General features: G+C 38.7%; 17 protein-coding genes. 13 read left to right on the forward strand and 4 right to left on the reverse strand.

Going from position 1 to position 14,166, the window contains the following annotated elements; genetic code table 11:
- Positions 1-488 precede the first annotated feature (488 nt).
- The 13 genes from F6K27_RS15240 (at position 489) to F6K27_RS15300 (ending at position 10,263) form a co-directional block, all read left to right on the forward strand.
- Positions 489-827 carry a cation:proton antiporter subunit C gene (locus F6K27_RS15240; RefSeq protein ID WP_287277185.1) on the forward strand — a complete coding sequence of 113 codons (339 nt, stop codon included), beginning with the start codon at positions 489-491 and terminating at the stop codon, positions 825-827.
- Positions 828-1,148: 321 nt separating this feature from the next.
- Positions 1,149-2,585 (forward strand): cation:proton antiporter, encoded by a 1,437-nt coding sequence (locus tag F6K27_RS15245; RefSeq protein WP_287277186.1) that lies wholly within the window; start codon positions 1,149-1,151, stop codon positions 2,583-2,585.
- On the forward strand, positions 2,582-4,036 hold the full coding sequence (locus F6K27_RS15250) for a cation:proton antiporter (protein WP_287277188.1): 1,455 nt from the start codon (positions 2,582-2,584) through the stop codon (positions 4,034-4,036). The genes F6K27_RS15245 and F6K27_RS15250 overlap by 4 nt, the downstream gene beginning before the upstream one ends.
- 229 nt (positions 4,037-4,265) lie before the next feature.
- Positions 4,266-4,880, forward strand: a complete 615-nt coding sequence (locus F6K27_RS15255; protein ID WP_287277190.1) for a hypothetical protein — start codon at positions 4,266-4,268, stop codon at positions 4,878-4,880.
- A gap of 42 nt (positions 4,881-4,922) precedes the next feature.
- On the forward strand, positions 4,923-6,131 hold the full coding sequence (locus F6K27_RS15260) for a DUF3419 family protein (protein WP_287277191.1): 1,209 nt from the start codon (positions 4,923-4,925) through the stop codon (positions 6,129-6,131).
- Between the two features lie 10 nt (positions 6,132-6,141).
- On the forward strand, positions 6,142-6,879 hold the full coding sequence (locus tag F6K27_RS15265; RefSeq protein WP_287277192.1) for a class I SAM-dependent methyltransferase: 738 nt from the start codon (positions 6,142-6,144) through the stop codon (positions 6,877-6,879).
- 312 nt (positions 6,880-7,191) lie between these two features.
- Positions 7,192-7,587, forward strand: a complete 396-nt coding sequence (locus tag F6K27_RS15270) for a Na+/H+ antiporter subunit E (protein WP_287277195.1) — start codon at positions 7,192-7,194, stop codon at positions 7,585-7,587.
- A complete protein-coding gene (locus tag F6K27_RS15275; RefSeq protein WP_287277197.1) occupies positions 7,584-7,835 on the forward strand; it encodes a hypothetical protein in 252 nt (83 codons plus the stop codon). Before F6K27_RS15270 ends, F6K27_RS15275 begins: the two co-directional genes overlap by 4 nt.
- Positions 7,832-8,110: a monovalent cation/H(+) antiporter subunit G gene (locus F6K27_RS15280; protein ID WP_287277199.1), complete on the forward strand. Its 279-nt coding sequence runs from the start codon at positions 7,832-7,834 to the stop codon at positions 8,108-8,110. Before F6K27_RS15275 ends, F6K27_RS15280 begins: the two co-directional genes overlap by 4 nt.
- Positions 8,103-8,663, forward strand: a complete 561-nt coding sequence (locus F6K27_RS15285) for a DUF4040 domain-containing protein (protein ID WP_287277201.1) — start codon at positions 8,103-8,105, stop codon at positions 8,661-8,663. Before F6K27_RS15280 ends, F6K27_RS15285 begins: the two co-directional genes overlap by 8 nt.
- A complete protein-coding gene (locus F6K27_RS15290) occupies positions 8,663-9,325 on the forward strand; it encodes a Na(+)/H(+) antiporter subunit B (protein ID WP_287277203.1) in 663 nt (220 codons plus the stop codon). Before F6K27_RS15285 ends, F6K27_RS15290 begins: the two co-directional genes overlap by 1 nt.
- A gap of 90 nt (positions 9,326-9,415) precedes the next feature.
- A complete protein-coding gene (locus tag F6K27_RS15295; RefSeq protein WP_287277204.1) occupies positions 9,416-9,652 on the forward strand; it encodes a four helix bundle protein in 237 nt (78 codons plus the stop codon).
- 143 nt (positions 9,653-9,795) lie between these two features.
- The gene (locus F6K27_RS15300; protein ID WP_287277207.1) at positions 9,796-10,263 is read left to right on the forward strand and encodes a transposase; all 468 of its coding nucleotides are present in this window, start codon (positions 9,796-9,798) and stop codon (positions 10,261-10,263) included.
- Here the strand turns inward: F6K27_RS15300 and F6K27_RS33660 are convergent.
- From F6K27_RS33660 to F6K27_RS15315, 4 genes are all read right to left on the reverse strand, one after another.
- Positions 10,235-10,513, reverse strand: a complete 279-nt coding sequence (locus F6K27_RS33660) for a flavoprotein (RefSeq protein WP_353735989.1) — start codon at positions 10,511-10,513, stop codon at positions 10,235-10,237. The two genes, F6K27_RS15300 and F6K27_RS33660, sit on opposite strands and share 29 nt — an antisense overlap.
- A 213-nt stretch (positions 10,514-10,726) precedes the next feature.
- On the reverse strand, positions 10,727-11,500 hold the full coding sequence (locus F6K27_RS15305; protein ID WP_287277209.1) for a DUF120 domain-containing protein: 774 nt from the start codon (positions 11,498-11,500) through the stop codon (positions 10,727-10,729).
- On the reverse strand, positions 11,497-12,615 hold the full coding sequence (locus tag F6K27_RS15310; protein WP_287277210.1) for an LLM class flavin-dependent oxidoreductase: 1,119 nt from the start codon (positions 12,613-12,615) through the stop codon (positions 11,497-11,499). Before F6K27_RS15310 ends, F6K27_RS15305 begins: the two co-directional genes overlap by 4 nt.
- A 630-nt stretch (positions 12,616-13,245) precedes the next feature.
- Positions 13,246-13,569: a hypothetical protein gene (locus F6K27_RS15315; protein ID WP_287277211.1), complete on the reverse strand. Its 324-nt coding sequence runs from the start codon at positions 13,567-13,569 to the stop codon at positions 13,246-13,248.
- Positions 13,570-14,166 lie beyond the last annotated feature (597 nt).

Below are 14,166 nucleotides of genomic sequence, written 5' to 3' on the forward strand. Positions count from 1 at the left end.
CAAGCATAATTAATGCTTCATCCAACCAGCAATCAGAACTCATATTTAACGTCTCTTCTCTTCTGACCCAATTTCATGTTTAATAATGTATAGCATATTGGTAGCTAATTTAGTACAGCTTAATCTTAATCCTAGTTAAGCAATTTGCTGAACATCTAAGAACTCTGTACTTCATTAAGTCCAAACTGCTATGAATTTTAGATCATTTGAAAATAAAATATAATAGCTAGCCAGGGAAATAGAAATGAATTTATGTATTGACCAAAGAAGAGGCGACTTTAACCTGAGGTTTTCTCATCTATTTTGGGCAATTGTAAAATATGCTCATGTTAAGTCAATTTAGTCAGTTGATTTAAACTGGCGTAAGTCTTTGATTATTGGCAAAATTCATTCTTATACTACCTTAATTTATGGATATTTATCCTTAATTTTTTGTGATTTAAAAATTAATTTTCTGCAAAAAAATAACAATTAATTAGTTAATTTTCATGTTAGAAGCTTGTATATTTTCAACCATATTATGTGGATTTTTCGGCATCATTTTTAAGAAAAATCTGGTGATGAAAATCATCTCAATGGATATTATGAGTACGGGAGTTATTGCCTATTATGTGCTAATAGCATCCCTAGATGGTTTGTTTACACCAATTGCCGACGAAACCAAAAATGTTGCTTATTCCGACCCCGTTCCCCAGGCAGTTATCTTAACAGCAATTGTAATTGGCTTTTCAATTCAAGCTTTGATGTTGGTGGGTGTGATGAAGTTGTCAAAAGATAATCCCACTTTGGAAACTAGCGCAATTGAAGAAAATAACACACCATCATGACCAAAAATTCAGGTCTCAAGTCTCCCCTTTTAAGAATGAAAAGCGGTGGAGGAATGGTGAGGAGACCTCGCCATATCCATAAGACTAAGAGCAAAGTAAACTTCAGTATTTTGGAGCCTCATACTTTATACCAATTCACTCAAAAAATGTCACAAATAGTTGGTAACTGATGAAGTCAAATAATAAACTGAAATTACTGTAGAGTAGAGTTTTTAAGTTCCATTAATATCACTTCTGACTTCTGAGTTTTGACTTCTGACTTTAGTGAAACGGTATTAGCGGTCGGTACTGATAACTGATAACTGATAACTGATAACTGAAATGACTAATATTACGATCGCCTGGATGGCATTACCATTTTTTCTTGGGTTTGTGATTTATTTACTACCCAAACTAGACCGCTTTCTCGCACTGGGAGTAGCATTACTTTCGCTTAACTATGCCTTAGCGATATTTTCAACCCAATCAATTTTAAATATACAGTTACTAGATAATTTTGGTGTAACTTTAAACATCGACCAACTAAGTGCCTTTTTTATTATCACTAATGCTATAGTTACAACCGCAGTTATTATTTACACTTGGAGTACCGAAAAAACTGCTTTTTTCTATATGCAAGTAGTGATTCTGCATGGTAGCGTCAACTCTGCCTTTATATGTGCAGATTTTATTAGTTTGTATGTAGCATTAGAGGTAATCAGTATTGCTGCCTTTCTTCTCATTACCTATCCGCGTACAGATAGAGCGATTTGGGTAGGATTACGCTATCTGTTTGTCAGTAATACGACAATGCTATTTTATCTGGTAGGAGCAGTACTGGTATATAAGGCAAATAATTCCTTTAGTTTTACGGGTTTGAGTGCTTCACCTCCCGAAGCGATCGCTCTGATATTTCTAGGATTATTAGTTAAAGGGGGTATCTTTGTCTCAGGATTTTGGTTGCCTTTAACCCACTCCGAATCACAAAGTCAAGTATCAGCAATGTTGTCAGGAGTGGTGGTCAAATCTGGAGTGTTTCCCTTAGTGCGTTGTGCCCTACTATTAGAGGAGATAGATCCAATTGTGAGAATTTTTGGTGTAGCTACAGCTTTGTTAGGAGTAGGTTATGCCATTGTGGAAAAAGATACCAAGCGTACCCTAGCATTTAGCACCATTTCTCAATTGGGTTTTATCATGGCGGCACCAGAAGTAGGAGGATTTTATGCCTTGACTCACGGATTGGTGAAATCAGCACTTTTTCTCATCTCAGGTATTTTACCCAGTCGTAATTTTCAGGAGTTGCGAGACAAACCGCTCAATAACTCAATGTGGATAGCTTTAGCGATCGCCAGTTTTTCAATTTCTGGTTTTCCCCTATTGTCTGGTTTTGGGGCTAAGATATTAACCTCCAAAAATTTATTACCTTGGCAGGTTGTGGCAATGAATGTTGCTACAGTAGGAACGACAATTGTATTTGCTAAATTTATCTTTCTCCCCCATCAAAAGAGCGAAGAAAAAGGAAAAGCAACATCTGGGTTTTGGTGGGCGATGGTAATTTTACTAGGCGGATTGATTGTAGCAAATGCTGTTTATTACCAAGCTTATACCTTAGATAATATACTGAAACCTCTAATAACTATTAGTATCGGTTGGTTGGCATATCTTTTGATTTTTAGGAAATTAATTCTGAAATTCCCTCGTGGAGTCGAGAAATTCGATCATTTGATTGGGGTGATGAGTCTAATGTTGATTCTAGTTTTCTGGATGGTACAGATATGACCAATATTACTATCCTCTGGATGGCATTACCCTTTTTTACTGGTTTCGTTATCTATCTATTACCCAAACTAGACCGCTTTCTTGCAGTGGGGATAGCATTGGTTTCGACTAACTATGCCTTGAATATATTTTTAGAACAGTCTTCTTCGACAATACAGTTACTAGATAGTTTCGGTGTAACTTTAATCATTGACGAACTGAGTGGCTTTTTTATCATCACTAATGCTATAGTAACACTCGCAGTTATTTTTTACTGTTGGAGTAGCGAAAGAACTGCTTTTTTCTATATGCAAATAGTGATTCTGCATGGTAGCGTTAATGCTACTTTTATCTGTGCAGACTTTATGAGCGTATATGTAGCACTAGAGGTTATCGGTATTGCTGCGTTCCTCCTGGTAGCTTATCCGCGTACAGATAGATCGATTTGGGTAGGATTGCGCTATCTGTTTGTAAGTAATACGGCAATGCTGTTTTACTTGGTGGGAGCAGTAATCGTATATAAGGCACATCATTCCTTTTCTTTTGCTGGTTTGCGTGGTTCGCCTCCCGAGGCGATCGCCCTCATATTTTTGGGATTATTGTCCAAGGGTGGTATCTTTGTCTCAGGGTTATGGTTGCCTTTAACCCACTCCGAATCACAGAGTCCTGTATCAGCAATGTTGTCAGGAGTTGTGGTCAAAGCTGGTGTTTTTCCTCTAGTGCGTTGTGCGCTAATGTTAGAGGAAATCGATCCGATCGTGAGATTTTTTGGTGTTAGTACAGCACTTTTAGGTGTGGGTTATGCTGTATTTGAAAAAGATACTAAACGGATGCTGGCATTTCATACCATTTCTCAGTTAGGTTTTGTACTTGCTGCGCCAGTAGTAGCTGGTTTCTATGCTTTGACCCATGGTTTAGTTAAATCTGCTCTGTTTTTAATTGCAGGGATTTTACCAAGCCGTAATTTTAAAGAATTGCATTATAAACCCATTGATAATCAGATTTGGGTGGCTTTAGTTATCGCTAGTTTTTCGATTTCTGGTTTCCCACTATTGTCTGGTTTTGGGGCAAAAGTGTTAACTTCTAAAAATCTATTACCCTGGCAGGTTGTTGGGATGAACATTGCCGCAGTGGGAACAGCCATTTCTTTTGCGAAATTCATTTTTCTTCCTCACCAGAAAAACGAGGAAAAAATCAAAGTAAAATTTGGTTTTTGGTGGGCAATGATAGTCTTACTCGGTGGATTAATTGTGGCAAATGCTGTTTATTATGAAGCTTACACCCTCAAGAATATAATCAAACCACTGGTAAGTATAGCTATTGGTTGGCTAGCATATCTATTGATTTTTAAGCAGTTGGCGATTAAATTCCCCCGTGTGGTCGAAGAATTCGACCATCTGATTGGGTTTATGAGCTTCATGTTAATTTTACTTTTCTGGATAGTATGGACGCAATCGGGTTTTTCAATATAGTATTACGACTGACAATATGGTTTTTACCCTAATTTTCAAATATGTCGATTGAGAACTGTCATATCAAATCCGGTAGCATCGGTATAATTAGATAGTTAATCTAGGAGTAAGTCCTCAGGAGTCAGGAGGGAAGAGAATGCGCGAAATATTTGCACATTTGCGCTGAGGATGAAATTTTTTTTATACCGAACCCTAGCGGATTTGATATCATACGATAACTAAGGTAAGTATGAGTAACAAAATGAATGCAATATTGTCTCACATAAGTCCAGGTGATGTCATTGCCTTTTCAGGTAATGGACTAGATGCCAAAATTATTCGATGGTTTACCAGGAGTCTCTATAGTCATGTTGCTATTGTATTAGAGACTGAATATCTAAATAAACAGCGAAAGGATATTCTCATTGCAGAATCGACAGCTTACACAGTATTACCAGATTTTCAAGAACAGAAGCGCTTAAAGGGGGTTCAAGTTCATTGGTTAAGCAATTGGCTTGATATCTATAAAACTTGTGGACAAGCATGGTGGTTTCCTTTGCAAAAAAAGTTGTCCTATGATAGGATTGCTCAAATGCAATCATGGCTCTGGCATCTTAATGATCGTCATACTCCTTATGCTTTTTGTAAGAGTATAGGTTCTTGGTTAGCACAGAATAAATATTTTAATGCAGAAACCAAGGATAAATTACCTAGTGCTTCGGCAGGTTTTTTTTGTTCTGAACTTGTTGCTGAAGCTCTACAAATAGCTGGGATGATTGACCCCAAACTTAATCCTGCGGCGCACACCCCCAAAGATTTAATGAATATTGAATGTTTTCAAGAACCAATGCTGATTTTACCATAAATTCATTCAATTATTCTGTATAATTAAATTAGGTAATAACAAATGACTTTGATTCCAAAAATTGACAATTGGTTAGATTTAGGGTTTCATTATGTACATCGAAATAATCTAGTTTATGTAACTTGTTGGGAAGACCCTAGACTAGACAGAGTAGCTATGAATTTGACCAAAGATGATACAGTTTTGGTCTTGACTTCAGGAGGATGTAATGCTATTGAATATGCACTGGTTTATCCAGTGCATATTTATGCAGTTGATGTTAACCCTCGACAAAATGCCTTACTTGAACTAAAAATAGCTGGGATTCGAGAACTTGATTATTCTAGCTTTTTTCAACTTTTTGGCGAAGGACATTTATCTAACTTTAAAGAGGTTTATCAGCAAAAACTTCGTGGTTATTTATCTCCTTTTGCTCAACAATATTGGGATAATCATGGAGCGAGACTTTTTGCAGGTAAGCGTTCTTTTTTCTTTCATGGTACAACAGGTATCTTTGCTCAATTGATTAATTTCTACATCGATCGTGTTGTGCAACTTCGAGATGAAATCAATGCACTGCTTAAAGCTCAAACTCTTGAAGAGCAACGTCAGATATATTATGATGAAAAGCTTAACGATAGGTTTTGGAAAAAATTTATCCGTCAGATTATGGATAGTAACTTGACGCTGTGGATGTTAGGTGTTCCTCCTCAACAACGACAACAAATGGAGCGCTACCTGAAAAATGGAGTGTCGGGATTTGTAGAAGATTGTTGTCAGCAAGTTTTTAGCGAAATTCCGATCTGGGATAATTACTTCTGGCGAGTTTTTCTGGAAGGCAAGTATACACCAAATTGTTGCCCAGAATATTTGAAACCGGAAAATTTTCAATTACTCAAAGCGGGATTAGTTGATCGCATCTCAGTTCATACAGATACAATAGCTCAATTTTTAGAGCGTAATAATGATATTCAGATTTCTCATTTCGTTTTACTCGATCATATGGACTGGCTGAGTAATTATGAATATGCAGAGCTAAAACGAGAATGGCAAGCTATTGTCGATCGTTCTCAGAAAAAGTCGCGTATTTTATTTCGGAGTGGTGGTTTTGAAGTAGAATATGTCGATCCTATCTGTGTTTCTACCCAAGGTCAGGAGTATAATTTAGGTGAACTGCTGCAATACCAAAAGGATTTAGCAAAACAACTCCATCAAAAAGATCGAGTCCGTACTTATGGCAGTTTTTATATTGCTGATCTAGTCACAGCTTAAGGAGGTAAAAGTGTCATTTTTTAGTAATTTTGCTCAAGACCTGAATATATTATACCATCTAGTTAAACCTATTCAGGGTAGTAATCATCAAGAAAGACTAGAAAGCTTTTATCAAGGGCAAGCTCAGGGTTATGACAAATTTCGCAAACGTCTGCTCCAAGGGAGAGAAGACCTGTATCAATCCCTGATTCAATATCCGGGAGATATTTGGGTCGATCTAGGAGGTGGTACCGGAGCTAATCTTGAGTCAATAGGCGATAAATTAAGCAAATTTCAGAAGTTCTACATTGTAGATCTATGCCCTTCTTTATTGGAAATAGCACAGGAGCGAATTATTACCAATGGTTGGTCTAACGTTGAGACTGTGGAAGCTGATGTTACCCAATTTACCCCACCAGAACAAGTTGTTGACATTGTAACATTCTCCTACTCCTTAACCATGATTCCAGATTGGTTTGCAGCTATAGATCGAGCCTACAATTTACTAAAATCTGGTGGAATTATTGGAGTTGTTGACTTTTATATTTCTCGTAAATATCCTATAAAACACTGGTCTTCCCACTCCTGGTTATCTCGTCATTTTTGGCCTGCTTGGTTTGGCAGGGATAATGTCTTTTTATCTCCTGAACACGCTCCTTATCTTCATTACCGTTTTGAAAGTATTCAATTTATGGAAAGGATGTCAACCATTCCTTTTTTACCAGGGGTCAAAGTACCTTATTATCTGTTTATTGGGCGAAAAAAATGACAAAAATAATTCAAATTTTAAAATTATAGGATTTAGTAAATTACAATTTTGCTTTAAACTAGACAGATAGAAGATTCAGAATCTTTTGTGGGCGAGGAAAAACATTATCGACTATTAGATGTCTCCAATAATAAAAAATAAAATCAATTATGGCACATAAATTATCAATTATCTCCCCCTACTCCCTACTCCCTACTCCCTCTTTTCCGGAGATGTCTATTGAAAAAAATTGAAAATTTTATGGCATAAAAGCTTATTATAGCAGAAATATAAATATAGTTATAACTGATTACTTTTTAATTGCTGGATAGTATGGACACAATCGGATTTTTCAATATAGTATTACGACTGACAATATGGTTTTTACTAACCGCCGACTTAAGTCCGGCAAATATTATTATTGGTGTCAGTATCGCCTTTTTATTACCCCGCAGTCGTAAATCATTAGGCGCTCTAAAAGATTGGTTAGACGTGTTATGGGAAATTGTGGTAGCAATTCCCCAGGCCTATATAGAAGCAATACAAATTATGCTTCGCCCCCATAATGATGAAGTATTGGTTTGCGAAAAAGTTAAACCAAAACGAACACCAGGATTGATATTTCTGGATATATTTTTGATTACTTTTACCCCTAAAAGCATTGTTTTGAAATACCATGAACAAGGTTGGTATGAAGTACACGTAGTGCGACGGATGAAAAACAAATGAACTATATTTTGATTGCTATGATTTTAGCTTTGCTCATACCCATTTATGAAGCTTGGCAGGATAATAATATTTGGCAGAAAATACTAGCCTTTGCTAGTATTGCCACCAAAACTTCGATTATGATGTTGGTGGTATCCGTTTTGCGAGATGATTGGTCAATTGGAGTAGTTGCAGTTATCATCTTGAGTGTGGGTAATGCGGGATTAATGCTACTGGCAAATTTAATCAAAAGGTTAAACGAAGTATGATTGACATTTTAAGTTATAGCTTGATAGTTATCGGAATTATTTTGTGGTTTTGGGGAACACTCCCCCTACTCGGACATAGATCGGTTTTATTTAAACTCCATAGTCTTTCGGTAGCTGATACCCTTGGATCGATGAGTATTGTTGTCGGTTTACTACTGAAAATTCCTTTTGAATGGCCGTTATTGCTCCTAGCACTGATTACTTTGGCAATTTGGAATACGGTTTTGGGGTATGTTTTAGCATATTGCTCTAGTAGTGGAGAAAAAAATGATTGATAGTTATATTTATGTGATCATTGCCCTGCTACCCTTAGCAGCTTTTATACTGTTATTTCAAGTTAATCCTTATGATGCTTTGATTATCCGAGCTATTTTAGGAGCAGTAGCAGCTTTGGTATATGCAGTTTTAGGAGCTGCGGATGTAGCTTTAACTGAAGCTTTAGTAGGTACAATGTTAGCTATTACTCTTTATGTTGTAGCAGTTCGTTCCTCTTTAGTCATGCGTCTGGGAATAGTTAAAGGGGTAGAGGTAGAAGCAGACAGTGATTTTACCAAATTAATATCTAAGATCAGACAAACCATTAATAAATATCATTTGCGTCTTGAATTAGTTGAATATCCCAACAAACAAGCTTTAGAATGGGCATTGATAGGTAAAGAGGTTCACGCTATCTGTAGTAAATCAGAACAATTAGAACCAGAAAACGAACCCACTTATCAAACTAGCATTAGAGTGCATCGTCTTTTTGAGATTATGGAAACCGAACTAACTTCAGCAAAAACAATTGTGACATACATTACTATACCAAACTTGGAGGGCAAACATTAATGAAATGGATTTATATTATAGCTGGAATAGCATTGTTAGTCAAAGTGCTAATTATGCCCAACCCACAAGCAGAATGGGAGGAAATTTCTATTGTGAGAGCGATCGTAGATGATAGTGGAGTACCAAATGCAGTTTCTGGCATCATTTTTAGAAATCGACTCTACGACACAATTTTTGAAGTGGTGGTATTTACGATAGCTATTTTGGGCGTGAATTTTCTCCTCGCAAATGAAAAACCCACCGAAAAAGTTTATCAATTTAGCGATCAACCTTCAATTGTGCTAGCGCGTTTGGGAGCTACTATTACGGCGTTGGTGAGTATTGAGCTAGCAATTAGGGGACATCTAAGTCCAGGTGGTGGGTTTGCGGCAGGGGTTGCTGGAGGAACTGCTATTGGTTTGATTGCCATTACTTCATCATCTGAGTATATGGAGAAAATCTATAAAACATGGAATGCTGCTACTTGGGAAAAGGTTTCGGTTTTAATATTCATTGTATTGGCAGCTATAACTCTGATGGGATTGGAATTACCTAAAGGAGAGTTAGGTACTCTTGTTAGTGGGGGAATTTTGCCGATACTTAATATTTTAGTGGCAATAAAAGTAGCGTTAGGTTCCTGGGCAGTTATTTTATTGTTTATTCGTTATCGCGGGTTGTTGTGAGAGTAGGGAGATGGGGAGATGGGGAGATGGGGAGATGGGGAGATGGGGAGATGGCGGGATTGGATATTGTTGTTGTAGTGGGAAAAATATATGACTGAAAGTCGCGAAAATTTAATTAATAATCATGAAGATTTAGAGGTGTATCAAATTGCTTTTAATACTGCTATGAAAATTTTAGAAATTTCTAAAATTTTTCCCCAAGAAGAAACATATTCTTTAACTGACCAAATTAGGGGTTCCTCCCGTTCTGTATGTGCTAATTTAGCAGAAGCATGGAGGAGAAGACGTTATAAAGGTTTATTTTTATCTATTGGGATGAGAGCTTGAAAACCACGTCGCTTTAGTGCGTGGACGTTTAGCTCACGCGCGACTTTAGTCGCCTGTAAAAATATCTAATTTCCCCTTGACATTTTCTCCGCTAATTAGGGTTTTTATGATAGCATAAAGATCAAAAGGTAGGTCGAGCAAAAATGATAATTTACGAGTTCAAAGTCAAAGCTAAACCAGAGCAATACAAAGCAATAGATGAGGCCATTAAAACATCTCAATTCATCCAAAATAAGTGTTTAAGATATTGGATGGATAACAAAGGTGTCAGCAAATATGACCTAAATAAATATTGCAAAGTATTAGCTCAAGAATTTAGTTTTGCCTCGGAACTAAATTCAATGGCTCGACAATCGGCTGCGGAAAGAGCTTGGTCTGCAATATCTAGATTTTATGACAACTGCCAGAAAAAAATTAAAGGAAAAAAGGGTTATCCTAAATTTAAAAAACATTGTCGCTCTGTAGAATATAAAACTTCTGGCTGGAAACTGTCAGAGAATAGAAAAGCAATTACTTTCTCAGACAAGAAAAATATAGGTACTTTAAAATTGAAAGGTACTTACGATTTAAACTACTATCAACTCAACCAAAAATCATCCCTTCAGTTTTAAATGACCCGCTTGAAATTGTGGCTGCTTGATTATTGTTACTGTGTACCTCGTCAGCTAGGCTCTCAACATATTTGGGTGAGAGATCAGTTTCGATCTCAATGTTTACCCGTGCAAAGCGACTCATAACGAGATGAAGCTCGAACTCACTCGTTTCGCGCAACAGCTCAAGGAGCCGGATACCATAGATGACACGACTAGCACCAGAAATACCAACTATTAGCCTTTTCATACGTTTAACCTTTTGATACATTTCGCCTTTTCATACGTTTTGTCTGCACAAACTATGCTCTATCTCATATAACCAGGGATCGTAATTCTGGGCTGCTGATATAGAATCCGGTTGAACAGTCGTTATTGCGACGAGAGGAAGCAATCGCAGAAGTTTAGGAGATTGCTTCCTTCCACGCAGTGACCGTCGCAATGACTTAGGTATAGTAATTATCCGGATTTTATATGAGTCATCTCAACTGACATCCGGTTCCTTTATCCGAAGGACGATAATATCCCCGTCGCTTTTGCCGAGTGTATCTCGTAAGTTGACCGACGCAATAATTTCAATCTGATCTTTTGCATAACCCTCAACATCAGGTAATACAATTGCTGCGTCAACTATGCCGTCAACAACGACAGGAAAGCACCGGGCATTACAATCGTTTGGTCCTGAGTTGGGGTTGACAATTTTGATACCGGGCTGGCACCGTAGGCGGTTCCATCTACTTAGTGATGTTGGATCTTTGACGATGACATTAGCAGTCCCTGGAAAAGGGTCAATACTAACGGAATCTATGAACTGTGTACGCACCCAGTCCAAGCGAGTGAAATGAGACCCCCGACCAACACCACTGGCCAACTGACCGCGAATTTCTTGCATTGCCCCTGTGGCATCAACCCACTCTAGAAAGGTAACAGGCACTCCGTCAGGGTCTCGAAGTTGGAATAGCCTGGCACCCCAAGAAGTAGACTGTGGCTCAGGGGTATCAATGGCAAGTTGACGCTGAGTAGCCTCAATGTCATCGACCTCGATCACGATATGGAAGCTATCGCCTGGTTGGCCTAGAGATAGTGCTGATCGTTCCCGTTGATTATCAAGAATTTCGAGCCGCATACCACCCAAGTCAAAACGTATTCCACGGCCATTTGGACGGTCCCACTGTTCCACAACTGGGAAACCAAGCTGATCGCCATAGAAGGCCACAACAGTATCGAACTGCTCAGTAGCGATCGCAACATAACTCATTGTCCAGCCATAGAGGCAGCAACAGCCTCTACTCCTAAATTTGTTCGGACAAGAGGTCCTACCTCTTCAATCAAAAGGCGAAGGCTACGCTCCCAGGAGTCAATCTCATTGGTAGCATTGTAAGAGATAATCAGAAGATATCCGAAACCACCTGTTTTTTCCTGAAGTCTTTTGATGCGTTCTGCTACAGTGTCTGGCGAGCCCACTAGCCAAAGATTGTCGGCAAGATAATTAAGATCAATTGCCGCATCTGGCATATCTGGATCGGTTTTAAGGATGGGTCCGAGGCCAAGGCCAAGGTAAATTGGCAGCAAAAATTCGCGCCAGCAACGACCCATTGCACCATTGATAGCGAGTTCACGAGCTTCTGCATCAGTCGGTGCCACATACACATCGCGGATAATGCGCCAGTCATTGCGGTCGGGTTGCCGATTGACGTGCTTTGCCCCCTCCATAACCGCGTCCCAATGTTGAGCAGTTATCGATGCATCGGGATCGACACTCAGACTGACTGGTAAATATCCTTTCTCACCAGCCAGCTTGTGATTGGCAGAACCGGCAGTGAGGCCAGCGATGGCAATTGGTGGGTGTGGGGTTTGATAGGGGGCGAGGTGATAGCCAAGTTCTGGCAGCGTACTTTCGGCTTTGCCCATCGACCAGAACTCCCCTGTGAAATCGCTAGGACCTTCAGTCCAGAGTTTGGTCATCATTTCCAGAGATTCAAAGGTCATGCGGCGATTTTGCCCACCGCCAGACGGAACATTGAAAAGTGCCCGATCTGAAGGAAGAGCGCTAATGCCTACACCAAGCTGGTAGCGACCTGCAGCCATATGGTCAAGGTAGGAAACTCGGTGAGCAAGTTCAACTGGGTTGTGATAAGGCAGCAGATGGCCAAGAGGCCCGAGACGAATATTCTGTGTGCGCAATAGCCCTTGCGCAATTAGCAGATCTGGCGAAGGGCATGGCTCCCATTGAGCAGTAAAATGCTCTCCAATCCATGCTTCGTCAAAACCGATAGCGTCCAGGCGTTCGAGTTCAGCGAGGTCTGCATTTTGTCCTTCCCTGATTGTAACTTCCGGTGGGTGGGACGGCATCAAGAGACTACCAAATTTCATCTCAATTTACCTCACTAAAGATATGGAAGACAAGCATTAGAAATAACGGACATAAAATGGGGAGTGTACATGGTCTTACTCTTGAAGTAATACTCATATCAATAATGTTCTTTCAGGAAGAAAACTAAGGAATAAAGTTATGTTAAAATTTTTACTTCTAAGTACAGGAATCCTGATGGGAGCATCTGCTTCTGACTGAGAATTCAAATAACTCTTAAACTTAAATGTTAAGGTCTATCTCTATAGTCATATCTTTGTGTAGATACACCATCAAGCTATTTTTATCTTAAAAAATACATTTGAATGTATATACACTACTCTAGACCTAAGAAATTCCACTGTTTTTTCAGCAATTCTTAAGATTTTAGGTAGGTCTTTTGCTCTTTCTATTTCTTGGCTAGTAGTGGTTCGATAATCTCCTATTGTTTATCTGTTAAGCTGCTTGAATATGGCATTTTTTCATCCTAAGCAAGCGTTGGCGGAGCCTAGCGGCAGCTATATCGCTCATTAGTATAGTCTTTTCCTAAAAGATAACAAATGGGTTCTATAGGTAATTCAGTCATCTAAAGATGACTTAAGCTATTACCCAAGGATTGAAATCCTTGGCTTGAAACAGAAAGACGATCGGCCTCAATCACCCACCAGAATATAATTACCAATAATCTTTTTTAGTTCCAATGGAGTTTCCAGAGCGATGTTGCATCCGCAACGCTCCGCGAACGCTGCCCCCATATCTGGACGAACCACCCACAACCAAACCAACTTTTCCAAATAGTTTGGCGGTTCCTCATTCGGACACCACTCAATAGAGCCATCATTAACACCAATGATATTAGGACAAAAATCATTAGCTATAGCAACGCGATCGTCAAGTTGATGGAACTGCACCACATCTTCCCAAGCAACCTCATTAGGAATGGAATTTAAAACTGCTTCTACATCTAAAGTCAGCATGAAATTGTACCTCCGAAAGCTCTAACTACTCTGACACCAAAATCTTGTTGTTCTTCAAAAGATTGTTTGCCGATCCATTCTCTCACCTTCATCCTTTCTGAATCAGTTAGCTCTGGTTGAATCGAATTATAGAAATTGGTTATTTCTTGGTGAATAGATCCAGAACCATGTTCTAAGCAAACTAAATTCCCCGTATTATGAATTGCTTCCGCACCAAAAGTCTGTAAATTTTAAATAGTTTGTCCGACAAGATGATGCCAAGCTAGTTGATTGCCCGCCGTACCAATAACTCTTTTGAACTGACTAAACCTCCTAAAACCTTTTCCCGATCTTCTTTGGGGAATTACTGTCCTTGCTGCCAGTTACCTTGCCAGAAATCTTGCTATTTCTTGTCTAGTTTCATCTGTCACTTGTTTAAGTATAATTATAGCAATGAGCGCTGGCATCTTTACATGTTACATAGATATTTGCAATGTAATATAAAAGTAACTGTATGAGCTGTATTTTTCATAAATTAGGCGATCGCTAAACCTTAAAGTTTTAAGGATGTCTGTAATGGTATTGATAATTTACAGTTTATAGCTTGAAATTGTTTAC

It is taken from the genome of Okeania sp. SIO2F5 (assembly GCF_010692685.1).
Taxonomy (GTDB): Bacteria; Cyanobacteriota; Cyanobacteriia; order Cyanobacteriales; family Microcoleaceae; genus Okeania; species Okeania hirsuta.

Bases quoted from the DNA above. Each gene is read 5' to 3' on its own strand.
- F6K27_RS15240 (WP_287277185.1), top strand. From the start codon at position 489: ATGTTAGAAGCTTGTATATTTTCAACCATATTATGTGGATTTTTCGGC.
- F6K27_RS33660 (WP_353735989.1), bottom strand. From the start codon at position 10,513: ATGTATCAAAAGGTTAAACGTATGAAAAGGCTAATAGTTGGTATTTCT.
- F6K27_RS15250 (WP_287277188.1), top strand. From the start codon at position 2,582: ATGACCAATATTACTATCCTCTGGATGGCATTACCCTTTTTTACTGGT.
- F6K27_RS15280 (WP_287277199.1), top strand. From the start codon at position 7,832: ATGATTGACATTTTAAGTTATAGCTTGATAGTTATCGGAATTATTTTG.
- F6K27_RS15285 (WP_287277201.1), top strand. From the start codon at position 8,103: ATGATTGATAGTTATATTTATGTGATCATTGCCCTGCTACCCTTAGCA.
- F6K27_RS15245 (WP_287277186.1), top strand. From the start codon at position 1,149: ATGACTAATATTACGATCGCCTGGATGGCATTACCATTTTTTCTTGGG.
- F6K27_RS15310 (WP_287277210.1), bottom strand. From the start codon at position 12,615: ATGAAATTTGGTAGTCTCTTGATGCCGTCCCACCCACCGGAAGTTACA.
- F6K27_RS15255 (WP_287277190.1), top strand. From the start codon at position 4,266: ATGAGTAACAAAATGAATGCAATATTGTCTCACATAAGTCCAGGTGAT.
- F6K27_RS15305 (WP_287277209.1), bottom strand. From the start codon at position 11,500: ATGAGTTATGTTGCGATCGCTACTGAGCAGTTCGATACTGTTGTGGCC.
- F6K27_RS15315 (WP_287277211.1), bottom strand. From the start codon at position 13,569: ATGCTGACTTTAGATGTAGAAGCAGTTTTAAATTCCATTCCTAATGAG.
- F6K27_RS15300 (WP_287277207.1), top strand. From the start codon at position 9,796: ATGATAATTTACGAGTTCAAAGTCAAAGCTAAACCAGAGCAATACAAA.
- F6K27_RS15290 (WP_287277203.1), top strand. From the start codon at position 8,663: ATGAAATGGATTTATATTATAGCTGGAATAGCATTGTTAGTCAAAGTG.
- F6K27_RS15275 (WP_287277197.1), top strand. From the start codon at position 7,584: ATGAACTATATTTTGATTGCTATGATTTTAGCTTTGCTCATACCCATT.
- F6K27_RS15270 (WP_287277195.1), top strand. From the start codon at position 7,192: ATGGACACAATCGGATTTTTCAATATAGTATTACGACTGACAATATGG.
- F6K27_RS15295 (WP_287277204.1), top strand. From the start codon at position 9,416: ATGACTGAAAGTCGCGAAAATTTAATTAATAATCATGAAGATTTAGAG.
- F6K27_RS15260 (WP_287277191.1), top strand. From the start codon at position 4,923: ATGACTTTGATTCCAAAAATTGACAATTGGTTAGATTTAGGGTTTCAT.